Origin of the sequence: Maribacter orientalis (assembly GCF_900109345.1) — a bacterium.
Lineage (GTDB): Bacteria > Bacteroidota > Bacteroidia > Flavobacteriales > Flavobacteriaceae > Maribacter > Maribacter orientalis.
This window is the reverse complement of sequence record NZ_FNZN01000007.1, coordinates 128,570-151,772: the sequence shown is the minus strand read 5'-3', so window position 1 is coordinate 151,772 and position 23,203 is coordinate 128,570. Positions and strand designations below refer to the sequence as shown.

At 33.0% G+C, this 23,203-nt stretch carries 18 protein-coding genes and 1 tRNA gene; 5 read left to right on the top strand and 14 right to left on the bottom strand.

Annotated elements, in window-relative coordinates:
- Positions 1–3: 3 nt before the first annotated feature.
- From BMY56_RS14740 to BMY56_RS14715, 6 genes are all read right to left on the bottom strand, one after another.
- On the bottom strand, positions 4–2,535 hold the full coding sequence (locus BMY56_RS14740; protein WP_091625883.1) for a PIG-L family deacetylase: 2,532 nt from the start codon (positions 2,533–2,535) through the stop codon (positions 4–6).
- Between the two features lie 80 nt (positions 2,536–2,615).
- Positions 2,616–3,194, bottom strand: a complete 579-nt coding sequence (locus tag BMY56_RS14735; RefSeq protein ID WP_091625880.1) for a mechanosensitive ion channel domain-containing protein — start codon at positions 3,192–3,194, stop codon at positions 2,616–2,618.
- 4 nt (positions 3,195–3,198) lie between these two features.
- Positions 3,199–4,146 (bottom strand): septum formation inhibitor Maf, encoded by a 948-nt coding sequence (locus BMY56_RS14730; protein ID WP_091625877.1) that lies wholly within the window; start codon positions 4,144–4,146, stop codon positions 3,199–3,201.
- A gap of 31 nt (positions 4,147–4,177) precedes the next feature.
- Positions 4,178–4,765 carry a Maf family nucleotide pyrophosphatase gene (locus BMY56_RS14725; RefSeq protein ID WP_091625874.1) on the bottom strand — a complete coding sequence of 196 codons (588 nt, stop codon included), beginning with the start codon at positions 4,763–4,765 and terminating at the stop codon, positions 4,178–4,180.
- Between the two features lie 2 nt (positions 4,766–4,767).
- Positions 4,768–5,295 carry a KdsC family phosphatase gene (locus BMY56_RS14720; protein WP_091625871.1) on the bottom strand — a complete coding sequence of 176 codons (528 nt, stop codon included), beginning with the start codon at positions 5,293–5,295 and terminating at the stop codon, positions 4,768–4,770.
- Positions 5,279–6,043 (bottom strand): Rossmann-like and DUF2520 domain-containing protein, encoded by a 765-nt coding sequence (locus tag BMY56_RS14715; protein WP_091625869.1) that lies wholly within the window; start codon positions 6,041–6,043, stop codon positions 5,279–5,281. Before BMY56_RS14715 ends, BMY56_RS14720 begins: the two co-directional genes overlap by 17 nt.
- A gap of 138 nt (positions 6,044–6,181) precedes the next feature.
- Here BMY56_RS14715 and ccsA point away from each other — a divergent pair, with 138 nt between their 5' ends.
- Positions 6,182–9,367, top strand: coding sequence for a cytochrome c biogenesis protein (ccsA, locus tag BMY56_RS14710; RefSeq protein WP_091625867.1), 3,186 nt, complete (start codon positions 6,182–6,184; stop codon positions 9,365–9,367).
- 1 nt (position 9,368) lies between these two features.
- On the opposite strand, the gene BMY56_RS14705 is transcribed toward ccsA, so the two are convergent.
- Positions 9,369–10,634: a M14 family metallopeptidase gene (locus tag BMY56_RS14705; RefSeq protein ID WP_091625864.1), complete on the bottom strand. Its 1,266-nt coding sequence runs from the start codon at positions 10,632–10,634 to the stop codon at positions 9,369–9,371.
- Positions 10,635–10,780: 146 nt separating this feature from the next.
- Between BMY56_RS14705 and BMY56_RS14700 the strand changes: the two genes are divergently transcribed.
- Positions 10,781–11,941, top strand: a complete 1,161-nt coding sequence (locus tag BMY56_RS14700) for a trans-sulfuration enzyme family protein (RefSeq protein ID WP_091625862.1) — start codon at positions 10,781–10,783, stop codon at positions 11,939–11,941.
- A 26-nt stretch (positions 11,942–11,967) separates the two neighbouring features.
- The gene (gene bshB1 / locus BMY56_RS14695) at positions 11,968–12,684 is read left to right on the top strand and encodes a bacillithiol biosynthesis deacetylase BshB1 (RefSeq protein ID WP_091625859.1); all 717 of its coding nucleotides are present in this window, start codon (positions 11,968–11,970) and stop codon (positions 12,682–12,684) included.
- Here bshB1 and BMY56_RS14690 read toward each other — a convergent pair.
- Positions 12,681–14,771, bottom strand: coding sequence for a tetratricopeptide repeat-containing sensor histidine kinase (locus tag BMY56_RS14690; RefSeq protein ID WP_091625857.1), 2,091 nt, complete (start codon positions 14,769–14,771; stop codon positions 12,681–12,683). The two genes, bshB1 and BMY56_RS14690, sit on opposite strands and share 4 nt — an antisense overlap.
- A gap of 255 nt (positions 14,772–15,026) precedes the next feature.
- Positions 15,027–17,069, bottom strand: coding sequence for a tetratricopeptide repeat-containing sensor histidine kinase (locus tag BMY56_RS14685; RefSeq protein ID WP_218144571.1), 2,043 nt, complete (start codon positions 17,067–17,069; stop codon positions 15,027–15,029).
- A gap of 154 nt (positions 17,070–17,223) precedes the next feature.
- Between BMY56_RS14685 and BMY56_RS14680 the strand changes: the two genes are divergently transcribed.
- A tRNA-His gene (locus BMY56_RS14680) sits at positions 17,224–17,299 on the top strand.
- Positions 17,300–17,430: 131 nt separating this feature from the next.
- Here BMY56_RS14680 and BMY56_RS14675 read toward each other — a convergent pair.
- The 4 genes from BMY56_RS14675 to BMY56_RS14660 form a co-directional block, all read right to left on the bottom strand.
- Entirely contained in the window at positions 17,431–18,996 is a 1,566-nt protein-coding gene (locus BMY56_RS14675; protein WP_091625851.1) for a M28 family peptidase, read from the bottom strand.
- A 56-nt stretch (positions 18,997–19,052) separates the two neighbouring features.
- On the bottom strand, positions 19,053–19,490 hold the full coding sequence (locus BMY56_RS14670; protein ID WP_091625848.1) for a YybH family protein: 438 nt from the start codon (positions 19,488–19,490) through the stop codon (positions 19,053–19,055).
- Between the two features lie 141 nt (positions 19,491–19,631).
- The gene (locus BMY56_RS14665; protein WP_091625845.1) at positions 19,632–20,318 is read right to left on the bottom strand and encodes an SGNH/GDSL hydrolase family protein; all 687 of its coding nucleotides are present in this window, start codon (positions 20,316–20,318) and stop codon (positions 19,632–19,634) included.
- A gap of 13 nt (positions 20,319–20,331) precedes the next feature.
- Positions 20,332–20,754 carry a hypothetical protein gene (locus BMY56_RS14660; protein WP_143057828.1) on the bottom strand — a complete coding sequence of 141 codons (423 nt, stop codon included), beginning with the start codon at positions 20,752–20,754 and terminating at the stop codon, positions 20,332–20,334.
- Positions 20,755–20,903: 149 nt separating this feature from the next.
- Between BMY56_RS14660 and BMY56_RS14655 the strand changes: the two genes are divergently transcribed.
- Complete coding sequence (locus BMY56_RS14655; RefSeq protein WP_177170981.1) at positions 20,904–21,359, top strand: hypothetical protein; 456 nt, start codon at positions 20,904–20,906, stop codon at positions 21,357–21,359.
- Positions 21,360–21,368: 9 nt separating this feature from the next.
- Here the strand turns inward: BMY56_RS14655 and BMY56_RS14650 are convergent, their stop codons facing one another.
- Complete coding sequence (locus BMY56_RS14650; protein ID WP_091625838.1) at positions 21,369–22,853, bottom strand: S10 family peptidase; 1,485 nt, start codon at positions 22,851–22,853, stop codon at positions 21,369–21,371.
- Between the last annotated feature and the right edge of the window lie 350 nt (positions 22,854–23,203).

Sequence of the window (23,203 nt, the reverse complement as noted above, 5' to 3'; positions counted from 1 at the left end):
TTTTCATCCCTTTATATTCTCTTTAACCTCAACTTTATTCTTGCCTACAGAGAGCATATTTGAGAATAATTTATAAGCTCCAGGTACACCAACTGGCAATTCCCTAAAAAAACTAAGTCCGGTATAAATATAGTTTCCCTTTCCGTAAGGGGCAATTAATAAGCTTCCTTTTGTTATTTCTTCGTCTTTATCATGCATACTTAAAATAGGAGTGAATTCTGAACTCCATTTATTTGGGAAATATAAACCTCTTTCTTGAACCCATCCTTTAAAATCATCTTGATTGATTTTATTAGGGAAATTTACTAACGAATTTTCTTTTGCAATTATTTCGACATCAGAATTTTCATTTGTAACACGATCTCTAGAAATTTCTAGTTCATACGGAGCTATATTTTCAAATTGGCTACCCCATCTACTTGCAGTATTATATTGCACAATAACGGTACCACCGTTTTTAGCATAATCGAGTATAAAGCGCTGTTTGAATTTTAATTCGTCAACAACGTTATAGGCGCGTATGCCTAACACTACAGCATCATATTTTGCTAATGATTCTGTAGTAATTGTAGTTGGGTCAATTATCTGAACATTATAGCCAATTTGTTCTAAACTAGTAGGTACTTCGTCGCCAGCACCCATAATATAACCTATATTATCCCCTGCCTTCTGTATGTTCAAGCGAACTACTTTTGCTTCCGAAGGTAAAAGTACTGTTTGGGTAGGTACATGGTCATAATCAATAGTTACTAACTCCTTTGTCATCTCTTTACCATTTAATTTTATGATAGGGGAGATAGTGCTTTCATTTTCTAAGGAGGGTGGACTCAAATTAAAATAAACTGTTTTTTCATCTCCTTTTTTTGCAATGAAAAAAGATTGGGATTTTTTATCTATTTGCCAATCTGCCCCATACTTTAATTCAATAGTACCAGAGATGCTGTCATGGTGTGCTTTAACGATAACAGGAATTCTTTTTGAAGACGCGTCAGCGAAAATTAAAACCTTATCAGCAAAACTAGCTGTAGCCTCGGGTATTATTTCAAAAGGCTGATATATTTCTCCTTTTTCTGGCTTAGCATATTTAAATATAACCGCTTTGGTTATAGGAATAATAATGCCATTAAAATCTAGATTAAATGTTGTTATAAAAGCTCTAGGTGTTTCTGGCTTTCCTATTAAGTCACTATTGTTTACGGTATAAGTACCGAGTGTACCTTTTTCCATTAACCAATAGGGGCTAGTAAATTCTGTAGATGTAGGTATTTTTAGAATTACTTTTTCTTTAAAAGGTTCATTATTCTTTAAAACAACATCATTAATAGCCATATCTTGATTATTAATGAAAACAGAATTAATTTTTACATTAGCAGTACTTCGATTTAAAGATTGCAATTGTACATCAACGGTTTCACCAGGGTTTGCATATGGTGTTTCTGTAAAAGCTTCTAAGTATAATCCAGAAATGGCTGTTATTATATTTGTTAATTCCTTGTTTTTAAGCTCCTTCCAATGTTCGTCAGTGGTTTTCTGAAGTAATTGGTAAGCTTTTAATAAGGCAGGTAAATGAGTTGTTGGGTTTTTAAAATTGAAATTGTTTTGAATGCCATATAGAATTTCCCCAATGGCTTTACCGCCTTCAATTCTTGACCAGCTAGTGTCTATGCCATCGAAAATATTGTTTTTATCCTCTGGCAAATCACCTTTTAATAATTCTATATATTCATTTTCAGAGCCTCTTGAAGTTAATCTTCCAAAACCTTGACATAAATGTTGGCTACTTGCTATGGAAGCTATTTCGTTATTCGACATACCCAACATAGGATAATAAACACCAACATCCATATTTAGCATTTTAGATTTGTCGGCCTTCTCAAAATTCTCTTCACTACCATAAAACCACCACGAAGTATTGAAAAACAAACGTTTTGGTTGCCAAGTACTCGTAGTCTTTAGTTGATTGGGATATGCACTTGCATCATTTGCAAGGTCAAAGGCTTCAAAGCTTAACATAGCTGAAGAAGTATGATGACCATGAGTGCTACCTGGTGTTCTATGATCAAACCTATTAATGATAACATCGGGTCTGAATTTTCGAATTGCTTTTACCACATCTCCTAAAATGGCTTCTTTATTCCATATTTCGAGAGTTTCACTAGGTTGTTTCGAATATCCAAAATCATTTGCACGGGTAAAGAATTGTTCACCGCCGTCTACTCGTCTTGCCGCAAGCAATTCTTGCGTTCGTAATACACCTAATAGTTCACGTAATTCAGGCCCAATTAAATTTTGACCTCCATCACCTCTGGTTAACGAAAGATACCCTGTTCTTGCCTTGTTATTATTTGATAAAAAGGAAATTAAACGAGTGTTCTCATCATCTGGGTGAGCAGCAATATATAATGCAGAACCTAAAAAGTTCAATTTTTGAATGGAATGATAAATATCTGCAGGTGAGCTATTTCTTGGTGCCTGAGCGGAAAGAGTATTTAATACAATTAGGAAACAGGTTATAAACCATAATATTCGGCGCATTTTTGGATGGTTTTGGTAGTAAATCCAAATATAATAAGATTCGTACCTAACAGGGCTTTTTTACGACTTCTTTAACAGAATCAAATCGTTTGTTCTTCATCTTCATCGGTATTTAAAAATTCACCTTGTTGATAGGTGGAAATTAGAATAACACCTTTCTGAAGAACTAAGTTATTGGGATAGGTAAGAATCTCCCCATTATTTCTTCTTAAATGAAGGTGAAAAGCCCTAATATCTTCAATTACAAAAGAATCTAGCTCCGTCGAATTTGGGTCGGTTAACTCTTTGTCTAAAATACGGATGGTGTTTCCTATTTTAAATGGAAAGGAGAAAAAGATGATAACGCCTGCAGTGATATTACTAAGTATTGACCATTGGGCAAATAATGCAACACCTATAACAGCAAATACTGAGGATAACAAAACGCCTAAATCCTTATAATTTACACTCCACACTAAAGTGAGTGCGACAACAGCAATAATGGTTAACCCAATATTAATGAATTTGAGGATTAAATTGGTACGAACAGGATTGAAATCACTGATTTTGCTAACTTTTCTTACCGCAGCGGAAAAAAGAAATTTTAATATAAGAATAACGATAAAAACAACAAGGCTATAGATAAGCTCATTGTGATGATTGGCAATAAAGTTTTTCATAAAGTTATAATCCTAAACTGTCGCGCAAAGATAAATCCTTATTCGAATTTTGCTGCCAATAGGGTGTTGTAATCCTGTTAATTATTGTTGCTGTAGAGGTTAAAACTTTAGCTTTTTCTCCAAAACCATCTTTGTAAGTATCCGTCCAGCTTTCAATAGTGTAAGGAAATTCACTCCGAAAATTAATTTTTAAAGTACGTTCTAAATCTGGATAGCTAATTTCGTATGTATTTATACTATCAGCTTCTGTTAAGTTGGTGATTGCGTTGTATGCCTTAAGTTCTTTATGTGTTAACCTTACAAATTCTAAGGAAGGAATCATTGTCAATTCACCAATAGGTAAATTTGCAGGATTGATTCTGATTTTGTTCCAAATTTCATTTTCAAGATTAGCTTTATCTAAATGATAATCTTGATCTGCTTCAGAGCCAAAATAGGAGTGTGACATAATTTCAAAATTACCCCGGTTATTTAGTTGGGCATAAACATGACCACACCATTCTTGAGAAGAAAACGAAAGTTTCAGCGCATGTTGGTTATCATGAACAGGATAAAAACTACTTGTCATAATGGAATAAGGGTAAATTCCTGTAATATAATTTTTAGTAGCATTAAGTTTGAGTACGGGAATATTATTACTGTCATTTGTATCAGCTTTTACTTGTAGACCAGGTAAAAATGGTTCGGTAACGAATATCATTACAGCATTTCCTTCTCTTATTTCGCCATACCTAGCTTGTTGTAATGAATAAGAGGTTATTTCTGCTGTGCCCTTGTACCAATAATCTTTGAATTCTTGTGAAAGCTGTTTTTTAGGTGCTTCGTTTTCTTTTTCCATGGTACCTTCGGCCGACGAATCGCTCTTTTCTAAAGATTTTTCTCTACATGAGGCTAGTAATAATACTATTCCGAAAATAATGTTAAGTATCGAATTGTGTTTTAGATTATTCATTATTTCTATGTTTTAAAGTATTAATCTTATTTTACTCTACCATTTTAGTTAATGTATCATAAACTAATTGAGTTGGTAGTCCAACAACATTTGTATATGAGCCTTTTATTTCTTCTATGCCAATTAACCCAATCCATTCTTGAATTCCGTATGCACCTGCTTTATCAAAAGGAGTGAATTTTTCAATATAAAACCGAATTTCTTCATCGGTTAAATCCTTAAATTTAACTTCAGTTATTGAGTTAAGTACAATTTGTCGTTCGCTTGTAGTAAAACAAACAGAAGTGATTACCTGATGCCATTCTCCAGATAATTTTTTAAGCATTACTTCAGCTTCAGTATTATTTGCTGCTTTTGCCAATGATTCATTATTATGCCAAACCACTGTGTCTGACGTAATTAATATATCTTTAGTTTCTAACTCATTTTTAAAAGCACTAGCCTTTAATTTAGCTAAATAATCTGATATCTCAGCCGCTTTTAATTTAGAAGGATAAACCTCTTCTACCGATTTTAGCCGTACCTCAAAATCCAGTTCCATTTCTTTGAAAAACTGTTGTCTTCTGGGGGACCCTGAAGCTAAAATTACATTATGATTTCTAAGTTTTTCCTTCAGCATAATTAATCGTTTGCAGCGCTAAAATGACTCATCCAATCGCCACGTACTTTTAAAACTTGTTCAATAACGTCTCGAACACAACCATGACCGCCATTAATATGTGATATGTAATTACTTATGTTTTTTACTTCGGCAACCGCGTTTTGAGGACAAGTAGCCAAGGCTACCACTTTCATAGGTGGAATATCAGGTATGTCATCACCCATATATAAAATGTTTTCTGCTTCAATATGATAGATATCCATATACTCTTCGAGAGCATCAATTTTATGGTGGGCACCCATATAGATATCAGTTACGCCAAGTGCTTTTAATCTGCTACGAACACCTTCATTGGTACCACCAGTTATAATACACACATTATATCCTTTATTAAGTGCAACTTTTAAGGCATAACCATCTTTAACACTCATTTTACGAAGCATTTCACCATCGGTAGTAATTAAAAGACTTCCATCTGTGAATACCCCGTCTACATCAAAAACGAATGTCGTAATGTCTTTTAAATACTCCTTATAGCTCTTTTCCATGTTTCTCTTTAATTGCGTTACTTAATAGGGTATAAAGCTCCCTTTGATGTGTTTTTTTAATTAATTGTAAGTGTTTGTGTAATGTTTTTTGGTCGCCACGTTTTGCTGGCCCTGTTTGTGATTCGTAAGGGGTTAAATCATCTAGTTTAGCTGCAGTTTCTTCAATTAAGGGTTGTAAAAGTTTAAAATCGATATTGTTTTCTTTGCAAATTTCTGCACCAATAGTATACATGTAATTGGTGAAATTATTTACAAATACTGCTGCCACATGTAAAATTTTACGTTTTTCAGAATTTACTTTTATAACAGTATCGCTTAGGGTTTTTCCCAAATTTTGCAAAAGTTCAAGGTCTTTTTTATTGTTCGCCTCAATACATATGGGTATACTTTCGAATGAAATAATTTTACCTTTTGTAAATGTTTGAAGGGGATAAAAAATTCCAGTTCGTTTACATTTACTTAAAATCTCTAAAGATGTTGCACCCGACGTATGAACAATCAAGCCATCTATATCTTTAAATTTTTCAGCTACTAAACCAATTGAATCATCTGATATAGCTAAAATATAGATGTCTGCTGAAGGTAACTGAGTAAAATCGGTGTTAATAGATGCTTTATCCTTGGCAAAGGTCAAATGATTTTCATTTCTTCCTAGTACCTGTTTTATCTCCACACCGACAACTTTGTCAAAAGCTTGAAAAAGATTTTGAGCGACATTGCCTGTTCCTACTATAACTACCGATATCATGCCGCAAAAATACAAAGTTTATTGAAGTAGTGTTGTATTAATATTAACAGTCTCTAGGTTGTTTAAAAGCAACAAAAGGCACGCATAAATGATGAAAAGACCTTATTTTTGCATCTTGAAAATCAATGCCTCTTCTCAATGACGGAAATGTTCAAAAAAATATTTTTTTCTACTCGTTTAATGTCTATTCTGTTTATTGTTTTTGCAACTGCAATGGCATTCGGTACTTTCATAGAAAGTTGGTATAGCACAGAAACTGCTCGTATTTGGATTTATAATGCCTTATGGTTCGAAGTCATAATGGTATTCTTCGTGATTAATTTTCTAGGAAACATTTCTAGATATCGTTTGCTACGATTAGAAAAATGGCCAGTTCTTGTTCTTCACCTTTCTTGGGTGTTAATTATTATTGGGGCTTTTGTAACCAGATATATAAGTTTTGAAGGTATGATGCCGATTCGTGAAGGAAAAACAGAAAAGGTTTTTTATTCCGATAAAACTTATTTAACGGTATATGTTGATGGTGATATTGAAGGAGAACCGCGTAGAAAGGTATTGGAAGATGATTTGATTGTTACTCCTGAGGCTATAAAATCTAACTTACCATGGAAGGAAGACTTTAATGGAGAAGATTTTAAAGTTTCTTATGTTGATTTTATTTCTGGTGCTAAAGAAGGCCTTTTGCCAGACCCATCAGGTAATAACTACCTGAAAATTGTAGAAGCTGGTGACGGTCAACGTCATGAGCATTATCTAGAAGATGGTAAAGTAGCTAGTATACACAATGTGTTATTTGCTTTGAACAATAATACGGAAGGTGCTATAAATATAAAAACTACCGATTCTATTTATCAGATATTCGCTCCGTTCGAGGGTAATTTTATGAGAATGGCAGACCAATTCCAAGGTACTTTGGTAAAAGATAGTTTACAGCCCTTGCAATTACGCTCGCTCTATAATACTGCTGGTATGCAATTTGTAATGCCAGATTCTTTAACTCGAGGTTCGTATGGTATCGTTGAAATTCCTAATGCAGAGAAAACTAAATTTGACCAAGATGCAATGATACTGAATGTTTCTGCAAATGGAGAAAGCAAACAAGTAAAAGTGTTAGGAGGTAAGGGACCGTCAGATTTTAGTGAAAAAATAAAAGTAGGTGGGCTAGATTTTTCAGTTCGTTATGGTTCTAAAATTTATGAATTGCCTTTCGGTATTAAATTGAATGACTTTATTGCTGAAAAATATCCTGGTACGGAAAAAGGCTATGCTTCATTTATGAGTAGGGTAACTATTGCTGATGAACGTCCGTTCGATTATGATATTTTCATGAATCATGTTTTAGACCATGAAGGGTATCGTTTTTTTCAATCAGGTTTTGATCCTGATGAAAAAGGAACAACGTTATCTGTAAACCATGATTTCTGGGGTACATGGATTACCTACATTGGTTATTTTCTATTGTATATAGGTTTAATGGGTATTATGTTTTTTGGTAAAACGCGTTTTAGAGATTTAGCTGAATCTTTAGATAAGATTAAAGTAAAGAAGAAAAAGATGTTTGGAGCTATCTTACTTTTAATGGCATTCTCTTTTTCTACTTATGCTCAAGAACAACATTCTGTTGATGACGGTCATGGTCATCAGCCTACGCCTAGTAAAATGCAAATCGATTCTTTACTGAAAGTAAGCATGGTGGGTAAAGAGCATGCTGACAAATTCGGGAAATTAGTCATACAAGATGATGGAGGGCGAATGAAGCCTATTAATACCTTTTCATCAGAACTACTTCGAAAATTAAGTCTTAAGGATACGTATTTGGATTATAATTCTGACCAGATCTTACTATCGATGATGATGAATCCTGCTGTGTGGTATAATACAGAGTTTATCGCTTTGGATAAAAAAGCTCAGAATGATAGTATCAGGAAAATAATCGGAATTCCATCTGGACAGAAATATGTGAAAGCAACCGATTTTTTTGATGAAAAAGGGCAGTATAAGTTAGAGCCTTACTTAGTTGAGGCAACGTCTACAACCAATCCGAATAAATTTCAACAAGATTTTAAAGATGCCAATATTCGATTGAGTTTATTGAACCAAGCATTAGGTCAAGATATTGTTAAAATATTTCCATTATTGGATGATGAGAACAACAAATGGATTTCGGCCATAGAATATAGGGGAGGGCAGTATGAGATAAGGGATTCTCTCTATGCCAATTTCGTAAAAAATGCCATGCCTTATTATCTAATGACTTTGGGTAAAGCGCAAGAGACTGGTGATTATGAACAAGCGGATAAATTATTGGCAGCGTTTCAACAAAACCAGTTGAATCATGGTAGTGAAGTATTACCATCACAAAACAAAGTGAATACAGAGGTAATTTATAATCGATTAGATATTTTTAATAGGTTGTATAAGTGCTATGCTTTGGTAGGCTTATTAATGTTTTTTACACTTATTTTTCAAATATTTAAAGATCGCTCTATATGGCGAGTGGCCATTTATTTCTTTAAAGGAACGATAATCATGTTCTTTTTATGGCATACAGCTGGTTTAGCTTTGCGTTGGTATATTTCTGGCCATGCACCTTGGAGTGATGCTTATGAAAGCATTTTATATGTTGCTTGGTCTACTATGGGTATCGGTTTGGCTTTAGGGCGTAAGAGTGATATGACCTTTGCTGCTACGGCCTTTGTTACTGCGATGTTATTATGGATTGCACACCAAAGTTGGATAGATCCATCAATTGCTAATTTACAACCTGTTTTAGATAGTTACTGGCTAATGATTCACGTTGCTGTAATTGTGGGTAGTTATGGTCCTTTAACCGTTGGTATGATATTGGGGCTAGTTTCGCTAATTCTAATGATATTGACTACGAAAAAGAATAAGGAACGTATGGCAATCAATATTAAAGAATTGACCATTATAACTGAATTGGCTATTACCACTGGGCTTGTTATGCTGACCATTGGTAACTTTTTAGGAGGGCAATGGGCAAATGAAAGTTGGGGTCGTTATTGGGGTTGGGATCCTAAAGAAACTTGGGCTCTTATTTCTATTATGATATACGCCTTTGTTATACACACCCGTTTAGTACCTGGTTTAAGAGGAAAATGGACCTTTAATTTTATGAGTGTTGTGGCCTTTGGCAGTATAATGATGACCTATTTCGGTGTTAACTTTTACTTGGCAGGTTTACATAGTTACGCTAGTGGCGCACAGGTAATTACGCCTATGTTCATCTATTACTTAGTGGCTGGTGTTTTGGCATTAGGTGGAATAAGTTACTGGAGATACAAAGTAAATTTTAGGGAGTAATTTACTCTAATAACAAATCCATTAATTCTTCTGCGGCTACTTTACCTTTTAATTTTAGAAAGTCTCTTGGGGTATTATCGCCTAATTCAAAAACAATAGCAGGCATACCATGGTTAACGTAAAAGTAATTACGCGATACCATTGTAGGTGTTATTTCCGTAGAAGGTTTTATGTTCGTATGTTTTTGTGGTAATCGTTTGGTTATGTTTTCAATCCAGTTAAAAACAATATCTCCTTTTTTTCCAATTATGGTAGAATCTATAGGGTAATAAATATCATCCCAAGTAGAATGAAAATCGGCTCCAAAAACAAACTCGTATCCTTCGTTTTCTTTTTTCACAAGAAAATCTCTAACACTTCTAGTTTCTGGCTGATTAAAATCTTGCCAATCTCTATTAAGGTCAATACCACCCATATTGTGGCGCCAATTACCATTATCTACTCCATCAGGATTCATTAAAGGGACAACAAATAAATCATAATTATCTCTAAATTTCTCAGCTTTTGGCGAATCACCTGTAAGGGTTTCAATAAAAGATTTCATGGCTAAAAATCCAGTAACTTCAGGTGGATGCTGTCTTGAAATTACCAGTACAGCTTTTTTATATGTTCCATTACTGACCTCCATTAAATTCATCGCTCTTTTCTCTCTACTCTCGCCAATCTCATAATTGGAGATATAGTTTTTTGTGGACAAGGAATCTATCCATTTTTTTACTCTGGTTGAGCCATATAGTTCTTGAGCAGTAATATAGGTTGGTTTTTCCCCAACATTAATTTTTAATTCTACAAACTCTGGGGCGGCATTGATACCGAATGTTCCCGTGCCTTTATTTAACACTGTAAAATTGACACTGTCAAGGGGAGTGAAGTTCTCTCCGTCAGTGCTGATTTTAGGATAATACCTACTTCTCGAATCTTGATAGGTCATTTTTATGGTAATCATTTTAGGGGTGTTAGACCAAACCTTAAATGCATACCATGGGCTCACATTAACAGGCGTATTCTCTGCTGTAATCAACGCAGTATAATGATTGTCGCCATCAGCAGTAACCCCATTTAAACGACCACTCTCAAAATCATTGCTAAAAAATAGGTTGTCATCTTCAAAAGACCAAATACCTTTCCATTGTTTTTGTACTGGTTTAGACAAAGTAGACACAACGGCGCTCTTTCCTTGACCTTGATACCCTGTAGCTATAGTTTTTTGGTTTTTACATGCTGTAAAAATTGTAATTAGGATAGTGATAAAAACTAGTTTTCTCATATTCAGAAATATTCATTAGGTGAATAATGCACGATAATGGATAATAAAGCGTGCTCAAAACCGATACAAGTAAATCTATTAACAAATATTGAAATGAACTTCTTTACATACTATTTTCTTACCTTTAATCTTTATTATTTTTTGAAATGAAAGCACAAAATAAAGGTTTGAACACCATATGTACTCATATAGGTGAATTAGAAGATAAACAACATCGTGGAGCGATATCTCCACTTTATATGAGTACCTCTTATGCATATGAGGATGTAGATGTTAAGCGTTATCCTAGATATTTTAATACACCAAATCAAGAAGGGCTTTGCAAGAAAATTGCGGCATTAGAGCATGCAGAAGCTGCTCTTATCTTCGGTAGTGGCATGGCAGCGGTCAGTACTGCATTACTTGCATTTTTGAAGGCTGGGGATCATGTTGTATTGCAGCAGACTTTATATGGTGGTACATATAACTTGGTGAATGAAGAATTTAGTAAATACGGAATAGAGTACTCCTTTACAGAAGGTTGGAAGGCTGAAGCTTTTGAGGAGAAAATTAAAGGGAATACTAAAGTTATTTATATTGAGACACCTTCAAATCCGTTGTTGACTATTACTGATTTGAAAGCGGTTGCAACAATAGCTAAGAAACACGGATTAATAACCATGATCGATAATACCTTTGCGAGCCCTGTGAATCAAAATCCTATTGACTTTGGAATTGATATAGTGATTCATAGTGCTACTAAATACATGGGTGGTCATTCAGATATTTGCGCAGGTGCTGTTGCTTCCACTGCTGAGAATATGGAGCGCATTTTTCATCTGGCAAAAAATTTAGGAGGTAGTTTAAGTGATTATACCGTTTGGCTATTAGAAAGAAGTATGAAGACTATGGGTATACGGGTAAGAGCCCAAAATGAGAATGCGCTTGCTATGGCCAATTTTCTACAAGAAAATAAAGACATCGAAAGGGTTTATTATCCTGGTTTGCCTACGCATGAAGATCATGAAATTGCAAAGAAACAAATGAAAGGATTTGGAGGAATGTTATCGTTTGAGTTGAATTCAAGTTTAGATGCGTCTCTATTTCAAAAATCATTAAAATTGATAAAATCTTCGATGAGTTTAGCTGGTGTTGAAAGTACAGTATTATCACCAACTAAAACTTCTCATGCTTTAATGAGTGCCGAAGTACGTGCAGAACAAGGTATAGCTGATGGGTTGATTCGCTTTTCTGTTGGGATTGAAGAACCTGAAGATTTGATACAAGATATTTTACAGGCACTAGAAGCTATTAAAAATAAAGCATAAGCATCATTAGATACAAATAGGAAAGCATGAAGTTGGATATATTAGTTTTTGGAGCGCATCCCGATGATGCAGAACTTGGAGCGGGTGGTACAATTGCCAAAGAGATAGCCTTAGGTAAAAAAGTCGGAATTGTTGATTTAACTCGTGGAGAATTGGGCACAAGAGGATCAGCGGAAATTAGGGATAAGGAATCTGCTGCTGCGGCTAAAGTTTTAGGTGTAGCCGTACGTGAGAACCTAAAGTTTAGAGATGGTTTTTTTGTTAATGATGAAACCCATCAATTGGAAATTATCAAAATGATACGTAAATATCAGCCTGATACTGTTTTATGTAATGCAATTGTTGATAGACATATTGATCACGGTAAGGGAAGCAAATTAGTAAGTGATGCATGCTTTTTAAGCGGATTAAGGCGTATTGAAACTAAAATAGGAGGGGAGAATCAAGTAGAATGGAGGCCTAAACTAGTTTATCATTATATACAATGGAAAAATTTGACTCCAGATTTTGTGGTTGATATAAGTGATTTTATTGAATTTAAGACAAATGCCATATTAGCCTACACGTCTCAATTTCATGATCCTAATAGTAACGAGCCAGAGACACCTATAAGTAGTAAAACTTTTATCGAGAGTGTACATTATAGAGCTAAAGATTTAGGTCGTTTAGTAGGTGTAGATTATGGTGAAGGTTTTACAGTTGAAAGATTAATAGCTGTAGACTCGTTAGAACATTTAATTTAAGCAGATTTTTTAACAGGTTGTATAACTCTTGGAATCGTGAAATAGAAACTAGAACCTTTTCCTAAAGCACTATGCACCCATATTTTTCCATTATTTTTCTCAACCATTTCTTTACATAAAGATAAGCCTAAACCTGTTCCTTTTTCGTCGTTTGTACCATAAGTGGTATGGGTAGAATCTTTTTGGAAAATTTTACCTATAGTTTCTTCGGTCATACCCATGCCATTATCCTTTACGTAAATTTCGCAAGTTTTTAGTTTTTGAATAGCCCCAATAATAATTTGCCCGTTATTAGGTGTGAATTTTAAGGCATTGCTTAATAAGTTTCTAATGATGATATCAACTTGATTTGGGTCTGACCAAATTTGACAATTTGCTTCAATTCTATTAATAAGTTGAATAGATTTGGATTCTGCGATTTCAGATAAAAGTGACATATTTTCCTCAACAATATCATCTAAGTTTGTAGACGATGGTCTAGTAGTTGAACCGTTCATTTGGGTTTGCCCCCATGATAATAAGTTATTTAATGTGAAAGATATAGAATCAATATCTACTTTAAGTTTTGGCACGAAATTTAAGAATTCATCTTTCGTCATTTCACCTTCCTTAAATAACTTTAGAAGTCCTTGAAAGGCACCAATTGGGCCCCTTAAATCATGACCAATAATAGAAAATAATTTATTCTTAGTTTGGTTTAATTCATTGAGATACGCTTGTTTTTCCTCTAGGTCAGATTTATTAGAACGTAGTTCAAAATTTAATTTTTTATGTATTTGTTCATTTCTGTGTATTATGAACACTATGATAGAAAGAATTATTAGAATAATAATAAATATGTAAATGTAAATTTTTTGTTTAGCTAATTCTTTTTCATTTTCTATTATTAGCTGCTGCTTTTGTTGGTCATATTCCATTTTCGCCTTCAACATGTTCAAAGCTTTCTCATTACTTGTTTTGGTTAAAGATTCAGATGTTACTTGATAGATTTCATGATACCATAAAGACTTTTTGAATTCTTTTTTGTTTTTATAAATTTTGAATAATTGATAGGTACAATCCTTAATACCTGTGCGTAGGCCTATTTTCTTAGATAATTCAAAGGCATTTAAAGCATATTCTTCTGCAACACTATCTTTTTTAAGGTTTAAAAAGGCTTCGGTCATACCATTTAACAAACCAATTTTACCTCTGTCATCTTCTATCTCTTTATGCAGTAATTCACTTTGTTTGTACCAATAAAGAGCCCAAGTATTTTTTCCTTTTTTTAAATAAATTTTGCCTTTAACCTCATAACAGTATGCCAACCAATCAAGTATCCTTTCTTTTTCAAAAATAGCTATACTACTATTTACATTGAAAATAGCATACTCAAGTTCATTCATTTCAGCATAGGTGGAAGCTATATTACTCATGGTTTCTGCCATGATAATGGGGTCACCGATTTCTTTATTGAATGCTTTCGCTTTTTTAAAGAAAACCATAGCTAGTTCAAAGTCTTTTTGCTCAAGGTATAAGTGAGCAATGTTTTCATTTATAATTGATAATAATTTTTTAAAATCTAATTCTTCTGCAATCTCAATAGCTTCTAAATATCTTTTTAAAGAAAGTGAATAATCACCTTTAAACATGTATTCTTTAGCTAAGTCATTTAAAGTGCTGACTTTTAGATAAAAATTATTCTCTTGGCATGAAAGCTCGTAAGCTTTTTTAAAATTTGAAATCGCTTCATCTAATTTGCCTTTGTCTGAATAGTACCCGCCCATATTAACATACGAACGAATTATACCGTTTTTATAATCTGCTTTTTTACTTAAAGCTATACCTTCATTACTTAAGGATAATAGGCTATCTAAATTATGAAAACGATATTCAGCAGCAAGTTTTATAAGGTTGTTTATGTAAAGGGTATCCTTCGAATTTTTATGTTGTAAAACTTTACCTTGCTTTACAAGCTTTAATAAACTATCTCTTTTAGAAACTTGAGCTGTTAGGGTACTTGAAGATAAGCTGCAAAGTAATAACACAAGAAGGCAGCCCCTAAGAGGGTTGAAGAATAAAAGTGTTCTTAAGATATTACTAAACATAAATAGACTCTACAATTGAATTCCTAAATTTAGAGTAGAATTTAAGGTATTAGCAATAATTGTTGTGAAACACCAATTATTGTGTGTTTTAACGATTTAAAAGTGCATTTCATCGATGAAAATAGATTTCAACTCCTGATTATCAGCAAAATTGTTTCTCTTGAAGATATGATAAAAGGCTAAATATTAAGATGCTTACAATACGAAGAGAATAGAAAACAATTAAAATTATTCTTCAAATATTCTTGACTAATACTAAATAGTTGGTAAAGGTAATTCTACAATAAAATGACTTCCTTCATTAATTTTACTTTGAACAAATATTTCTCCGTTATTTTTAACAATCATTTCTTTTGCCAGTCGTAATCCAAGGCCTGTGCCTTTTTCTAAATTGGTGCCTGAAGTCGATATATGTTCGGTGTCTTTAAATAATTTACTTAAGGTCAACTCACTCATTCCCACACCAGTATCATATATTTCAATTAATAAATTAGCGTTCTTTATTTTAGAGGTAAGGGTTATTTTACCTTCGTTTGGGGTGAATTTTATTGCATTACTTATCAAATTTCTGAAAATCACATTAAATTGGTCTAGGTCTGCAAAAGCGTAATGGTTATTGATTATTTGGTTGTCGATTTTAATGTATTTCTTTTTAATTTCTTTATTAAAGAAATGTAAAATATTCTCAATTTCATTGCTGACAGAAATTCTTTCTAATTTAATTGAACTTCCCTTCATTTGATTTTTGCCCCAATGTAGAAGGTTGTCCATGGTAAACTGAACTTGTTCTAAATCATCCCTTAATTGAGGAGCAAATTTCTCAAAATACTTTTTGCCTTCTGGATCTTCAATGTATAAATCAAGTAATTCTTTTAACGAAATTATAGGCCCACGCAAGTCATGACCTACTATAGAAAAAAGCCGATCTTGATTTTGATTAATTTTTGAAAGGGTTTTTTGATTATCCTTTAAAACAATTGCTTGATTCTCAAGTTTCTTGTTTAATAATTTTTCTCTTTTAACAGAATTTAAAATTATTAAAACTATTATAAATGATGTTAGCAAGGCTGCCAATGACCATTTTACATATTTTCTTTGCTGGTCGATAGCTAGTTCATTTTTTGCTTTCAGGTCATCTTTTTCTTTTTCGAAATTCAACTTTGTATTAAGCATGTTTAAATTTCTTTTATTTTTTTCTATAAAAATATCATTCGCCAATTTTTCAGTTAATTCTAAGTATTCTAAAGATTTTGATATTTGATTTTGTTCTTTTTTAATTTGATATAAAATTCTATAACATTTTTCTAAACCTGTATTAAGATTAAATGATGAATAAAGGCTAAGACTTTCATTTATATATTCTTCAGCCTTGGTAATGTCCTGAATCTCATAATAAGACTTAGCCAAGCCATAATAAATATCTGCTCTACCTTTTATGTCATTATCAGAACCGTGAACACTTAATGCTTTTTGGTAGTTAATTATAGCCTCATTATATTTTTTTGATTTCAAGTATAACTGGGCTAAAGTAGATAGAGAAAAAGCTAACCATTCTTTGTTTTTGGAATACTCAAAATGAACAATACTTTTATTTAAGTAGTTTTTCGCTTTATCAAAATCTCCTGTTTGAATATGCAGAAATGCTAAATTACTAGACAACATAGCATCCATATTCGCATCTTTAGTTTTTTTTGATAACTCAAAAGCAGAGGTGTAAAATAACTTGGCTTCATCATAGTCTTCTAAAAGATTAAACATGGTACCTAAATTCATGTTCATTAAAAAGACATAAAACTTATTTTTATGCTTTTCACCAAGTGCCAATCCTTGCAAAAAATAGGTGTAGCTTAAAGGGTATTCTTGTTTAATGTAATATGCTTGCCCTAAATGATTATAAACTTTCATTTCCAATCTAGGATAATCAATCAACTCGTTATCGCTTAAAACTTTTTGACAGTATTTAATAGAATTTTCAGTGCCTCCTCGATATAGATAAAATGCAGAAAAATTTGTTAAAGCTTCTAGTTCACCTTTTTTATACTTAAGTAGCTTACTTAGTTCCATAGCTCTTTCTGTAATAATGTTCATGGTATCTAAGCCAGAATATCTTAGTTGATATGATAAATTATTAATGAGGTCAATGTAGGTAGTACTATTTTCAGAATACGTTGAACTTTGAGAGAATGTCTTTATTTTTTCTTTGTAATACTGAATACTATCTACTTGCGCAATTGTCGTATTAATACATACAACCGCGAAAAGAAAAAATATGTGCTTAACTGTAATTTTATATTGCATTAATTTTAAAAATATAAAAAGTAATCTTCCATAATTGTTTAACAATTTAATTAGAAAAATATTAAGCATGGGAAAAATTGAAATTTTTATTCAAATATCATTTATTATTTGTGAGTACTATTTAAAAAATTTACATTTGCACTCGCTTACAAATGGTGGTTGTAGCTCAGCTGGTTAGAGCATCGGTTTGTGGTACCGAGGGTCGCCGGTTCGAACCCGGTCTTCCACCCTAAGCAAACTAAAAGCCTTGGATTTTTTCCAAGGCTTTTTTGTTTTAATATTATTTATGAACATGATATGTTTAAATGAGAAAAGCCTGTTAATTAGTAAGTTAACAGGCTTTTTTAATTTTACAGTAAAATTAGTTTACTGGTTTGTCCACTACAATTCGTTGTTCTCTATTTGCAATGTCCCAAGCAGTATAAAAGATAAGTCGTGCCCTGTTTTGTAATAAGTCATAATTTATTTTATCTGGTGTGTCACTTGGTCGATGATAGTCGTCGTGAGTGCCATTAAAATAAAAAATAATTGGAATATTGTTTTTTGCGAAGTTATAATGGTCACTTCTATAATAAAAACGATTAGGATCATTTTCATCATTATAGGTATAATCCAATTCAATATTTGCGAAGTTTTTATTTACACTTTCTGAAAGATTATGAAGCTCTGAGCTCAATTTGTCTGATCCAATAAGATAAATATAGTTTCGTTCACCTTCACGATTTGGATCTATTCTACCAATCATGTCAATATTTAAGTTTGCTACTGTATTGGCTAAGGGAACAATTGGCTCTATATCTGTATAATATTGAGAACCTAGGAGTCCTTTTTCCTCACCAGTAACATGTAAAAACAGTATTGATCTTTTAGGTCCTTTACCAGCATCAGCTGCTAATTTAAATGCTTCTGCAATTTCCAATAAAGCAACGGTTCCAGAGCCATCATCATCGGCTCCATTGTTTATATCGCCATTTGGCGAAATGCCTATATGATCCAAGTGTGAGGATATTACTAAATATTCATTTGGTTTTTCTGTTCCTTTAATAAGTGCGGCTACATTTTCTGAGGTAATTTTATCGTTAGAACTTTCAAAACTTAATTGTAATGCTTTGTTAAGTACTTTAGATGTGTCATCAGTATCAATTGATGATAATATGTCTTTAGCTAACACCTGATCTATGAATAGGCTATAAAACTCTGTTGCGCCATTATCAACAAGTTCCATTCGGTCATTGTTGTTCGATTTCATAGCCTCGAACCTTCGTTTAAATCTGTTAAAGTTTTCGGTATCGTAGTAAAGAATTCCTGTAGCGCCTTTATCAGCTGCTATTTGAATTCTTTTAGTTAGTGATTCAGACATGTTACTCCATATAGAAGCTTCCCTAGTTCCTGAAATTGTATATGTGCCGTCAGAGTTTTTAGGTTCTCCTGCTTTAAGTAATACAATCTTTCCTTCTACATTAATGTCTTTGTAGTTAGAGTAATTTGGTTCTTCTATTCCATAACCCGCATATACAATTTCATTAGTAGAAGTGTTGGCTGCTGAAAAAGTTAAAACATGCTCGCCAATAGGAAAGTCTTTACCTTCTATATTTAATTTACCTATAGGTAGTTTACTTATTTCTAAAGGAACCTCTTGAAAATAGTCGCCGTCGGCTTTCGCAGCAGGAATTTTTAATTTTTCATATTCAGCCTTAATATAAGCTATCGCCATTTTTTGACCAGGTTCACCAGTTTCTCTTCCTTCATATTCATCTGAAGCATAGGTGAATAAATGTTCTTTTAATTCATTTTCGGTAATGGATTCTGCAAAACTAATTTCTGATGCCTCATCTGAAACAGTTTCAGCAGTCGCTTCTTTAACCGTTTTTTGAGAGGAGTTACATGATAGGGCCAAAGTGACCAATAATGTTAATGTTTTTTTCATATTATTTTTTAATCAAAATTTCCCAAAAATAATCAAAAGATAACTACTATAAGAGGTCAACAAGAAGAATCGGCAATGATCTTCCATTCGCCATTTATTCTTTTAAAAATAATCATGAATGTTCCTGTTGCATTGCCAACTTCGCGTGTTAAGTTGTATTCTCCCATTACAAAGTAAGAATCAGAAGTTATAGCAGAAATCTTTGCTATAGTAAACTTTAAGGTGCCTGAATAAGACTTGTCAGGATAACTTTTTAAATAACTATATAATGTGTTTTCCCAACCAGATTTCAGCTTTTTACCACTATAAAAATACAGTGAATCTGATTTCCAATACCCATCCATAAAACCTTCTAAATCATGATTGTTCCAGTCGATTTCTTGTTGATTTAAGATGGCCACAATCTTTTTATGATCTTGTTCTGTTGTACTCTTAGAAGAGCATGAAGCTATAAGGACTACAGTTATAAAAAAAAATATGGCTTTGGTTTTCATAAGTAGTTATCGCATAAAAAGATTTTTATATCAAAAGACTGATGAACATATGAAATAAGTAAACTACTATTTTAACGCAGAACATAATCAATGTAACATTTAAGTCGAGTACGGTCGTTTTTTTTTAAGGTAATTCAACCATTAATTCAATGCCTCTTTAATAGCAGCTTCTACTAGAGGTTCCATTACCTTATAGCCTTCAATGGTTGGGTGTACTTCATCCTCAGCATATTTTTTAGGTAATCCGTTACGTTCATCAACCATGGCAGAGAAATAATCTAAATAAATATGATCTTTTAATTCCGCATACTCCTTAATCATTTTATTTAATTCAATTATTTTTCCTGAAGGTTCTAATCCTGGTTTCCATGGATAATCGTAGGCAGGTAAGGTAGAGGATAGAATTACTTTAATACCATTGGCTTGGGCTATTTCGGACATACCTTTAATATTGTCCATTATCATTTTTAATGTCGAAGGTCCTGTATTACCAGCAATATCATTAGTGCCAGCTAAAAGGATTACGACCTTAGGATGTAAATCAATTACATCTTGTCTAAATCTAACCAACATTTGTGGTGTAGTTTGTCCACTTATGCCGCGGTTAACATAAGGTTTATTTGCAAAGAATTCTGGTCTAAGATTTAACCAGCCAATAGTAATGGAATTCCCCATAAATAAAATGCGATTTTCATTTTCTTGAACACTTGGTAGTTTTGTGTTTTCCTCTTTAAATCGATTTAAGTCGGCCCAATCTTGTGATTGTAAATCAGCTAGTCCAAAAAGAGATAACATACAGGCTAATATTAATTTATTTAAATTTTTCATTTTTTGGATTGGGTTATGAGTTTTGAACTAGGGTTTTTTCTTCTGAAGTTAATGGTAAGCTATTGACTATGTTTTCTTTATTTGGTTTTTGTACGAATAAATAAGCCAATAAACAGATAGAGATTACAACGGGTAAGGCATTGCCAGTATTAAAATAGACAAAAAGGCCTAGAAAAGCAGGAATTTCAATAAGAGCGTATTTAAGGTGCAATGCAGATTGATATTTCTTCAATTTATCTGTTAATTGACTTTCTAACTTTATACTCGCTGTCATTTTTTTAAAAATCATTTGACTTCCAAAATAGCCTAATAAAGCAAGAACAGGGACTAGATATAAATATACATTATCACCATTTGTACTGGTGTTAAAGCTGTTAATTTGAAGTATGACCCAAATGGTGAAAATACTTAGACCAGCAACTAAAAATAGGTGCATTATTTTTAGACTTTTAATAAAGTTCTTTAATTCCATATAGTTTTTAAAATTCTAAGATACTATAAATTAAAATTAGTACCGATTTAGTTTAGTAATCATAACCCTTTTTTAAGTCGACCAATATCTTAGAATTTCTATCTTTGCGCACTATGAAAAAAATATTTGCTTTCCTTTTTATTCTAATATCGCTACACAGCACATATAGTCAAGTAGAGCAAGATAAGGTGCTTCACTTTCTTGGAGGAAATTTGTATGGTTTAGTAGGTGCAGGAGTAGCTAGTCAAATTTCAGATGGTGATAGAACTTGGACGTTTATTGGGGCTATAGGAGGTAGTTTACTTATTGGCTTGGCAAAAGAAAGTATTGACCAAAAGCAATATGGTGGTTGGGACAATGCCGATTTGTTGGCTACTGTATTGGGTGGTGCAACAGTGGGTGTTACCATCGATATTTTTAAAAAAAGAAAGCAGCGCAAACGAGATAAGCTTTTTAAAGACGCTGTCAGCTATTCTGAATTAGAAATAAAAAAAACATTCCTAATAGAAAACGCTGAAATTAATTCTTTGTCTTTATTAGGAATGTCTAAAGCCGTAATGGAAAGGTAAACTTATACGTTAGTATTTTGCACTCTTACCATTTGTCATAGTTTTTTCGATAAAATCACGTATATCATCATTTGCAGTTTTAAGATCTTCTCTTCTTAAATACATCATGTGACCAGAACGATAACCTTTAAAGCTAAACCTATCTTTCATTCTTCCGCTTGGATCTACTTGCCACATTAGGTATTTAGCGTTAAAATAAGTCGTTGCGCCATCATAGTAACCTGATTGTACCATTACGTTTAAATATGGATTTTGTGCCATGGCCTGTCTTAGGCTTTCACGAGTATTCTCGTCAGAGTTGTCCCAAGGATGCACAGGACCGAACATATTATATTTTACATCGGTCTTAAATTTCAGTTCTTCTTGCAAGTAATAGTTTATTGCTGGGGTAAAACTATGCAGCCAAGAGGTCAACTCAGAATTGTAATCAGGTCGCATGCCCAAAAGCTGCTTATCCATGCCTAAATATCTTGAATCCAATCTTCCAACGGTATAACCGCCTTTTTCCTTTAATAAATTCTTCCAGAAAAAGGAGGTAGGTACAGATAGGTTTTGGTCTATTATATCTTTCGTTTCCAAGCCGGAGTAATAAGACATCTTTTTAGCAATGGTTGTTTTTTCTTGATCAGATATAAATCCTCCTTTTGCCAATGCGGGAATTAAGGTATTAATTGTATAATCTTCGGATTCTGGGAGAATATCCAAAAGGTCTTTCCCTTGTAATTCAGCTGGTAATGCTTTGTGATGCCAAGCCGCAGCCGTAAAATAGGGAAGATTTATAGCTTCTGCTACTGGGCCTTCGTTTCGTAAAATTTTATAATCGGCAGGAGATACTAGAATTACACCGTTTAGGTACATCCATTGCTTATTCTGCAGTTCTAATGAAAGACCCATAACCCTTGGGCCACCATAACTTTCGCCAATTAAATATTTGGGCGAACTCCATCGGTTGTTACGGGTTACAAATGTATTCAGCCATTCTGCCAAATAAGTAATATCCGCGTTGATACCGAAGAATTTTTTACGATCTACTTCATCCCCAGATTCAGGAATTGTTCTAGAATAACCAGTATTTGCAGGATTCACATAGACAATATCCGCAATATCAAGAACTGAAAACGGATTTTCATTAACTCCGTATGGCTGAACTGGATAGCCTTCATCATCGATTTTTAATATTCTTGGACCTGTGTATGCAAGGTGCATCCAAACAGACCCAGAACCTGGTCCGCCATTAAAAGAAATTAATAGTGGTCTAGCAGCGCGATCTTTAATGTTATTTCTTGTGTAATAGGTGTAATGTAATGAAGCAATAGGTTTTGCATTTTCATCCCACACAGGTTGAGTTCCTGTTTGTGCTGTATAAGAAAAAGTTGCGCCATTAATAGTAGCATTATGCTGTGTAGTAATAACGGTGTCAATTGGCAATGTCCTAGACTGTGCCAAGCCGATGGTAGTTATCAAACAAATAGATAATTGTAAAATTTTTTTCATGGTTTTCTAAGGTTCTGTTTTTAAACGAAAATAAGAATATTAAAAGAATTATTTCCTTTAGTGACAGAATGAATTTATGCTAATTAAAAAACATAGAAATTCTATTATATATCGCCAATGCATACGATTATAATTAAAGTTATTAAGTGAAAATATGCCGATTCGATATAAAACTATTGACACATGTTTTGTTTAGAATAGAATAGTTTAAAACCAGTTTTTGTAATTACTGCCCTTAGGATGGTATTTTAACTAATTGATTTTTAAGTAGTAAAGACACATTGTTTATTGCATTACAATTTCTTTAAGATTAAATGATTTTATAGGTTCCTAAAATTTACATCTTAACA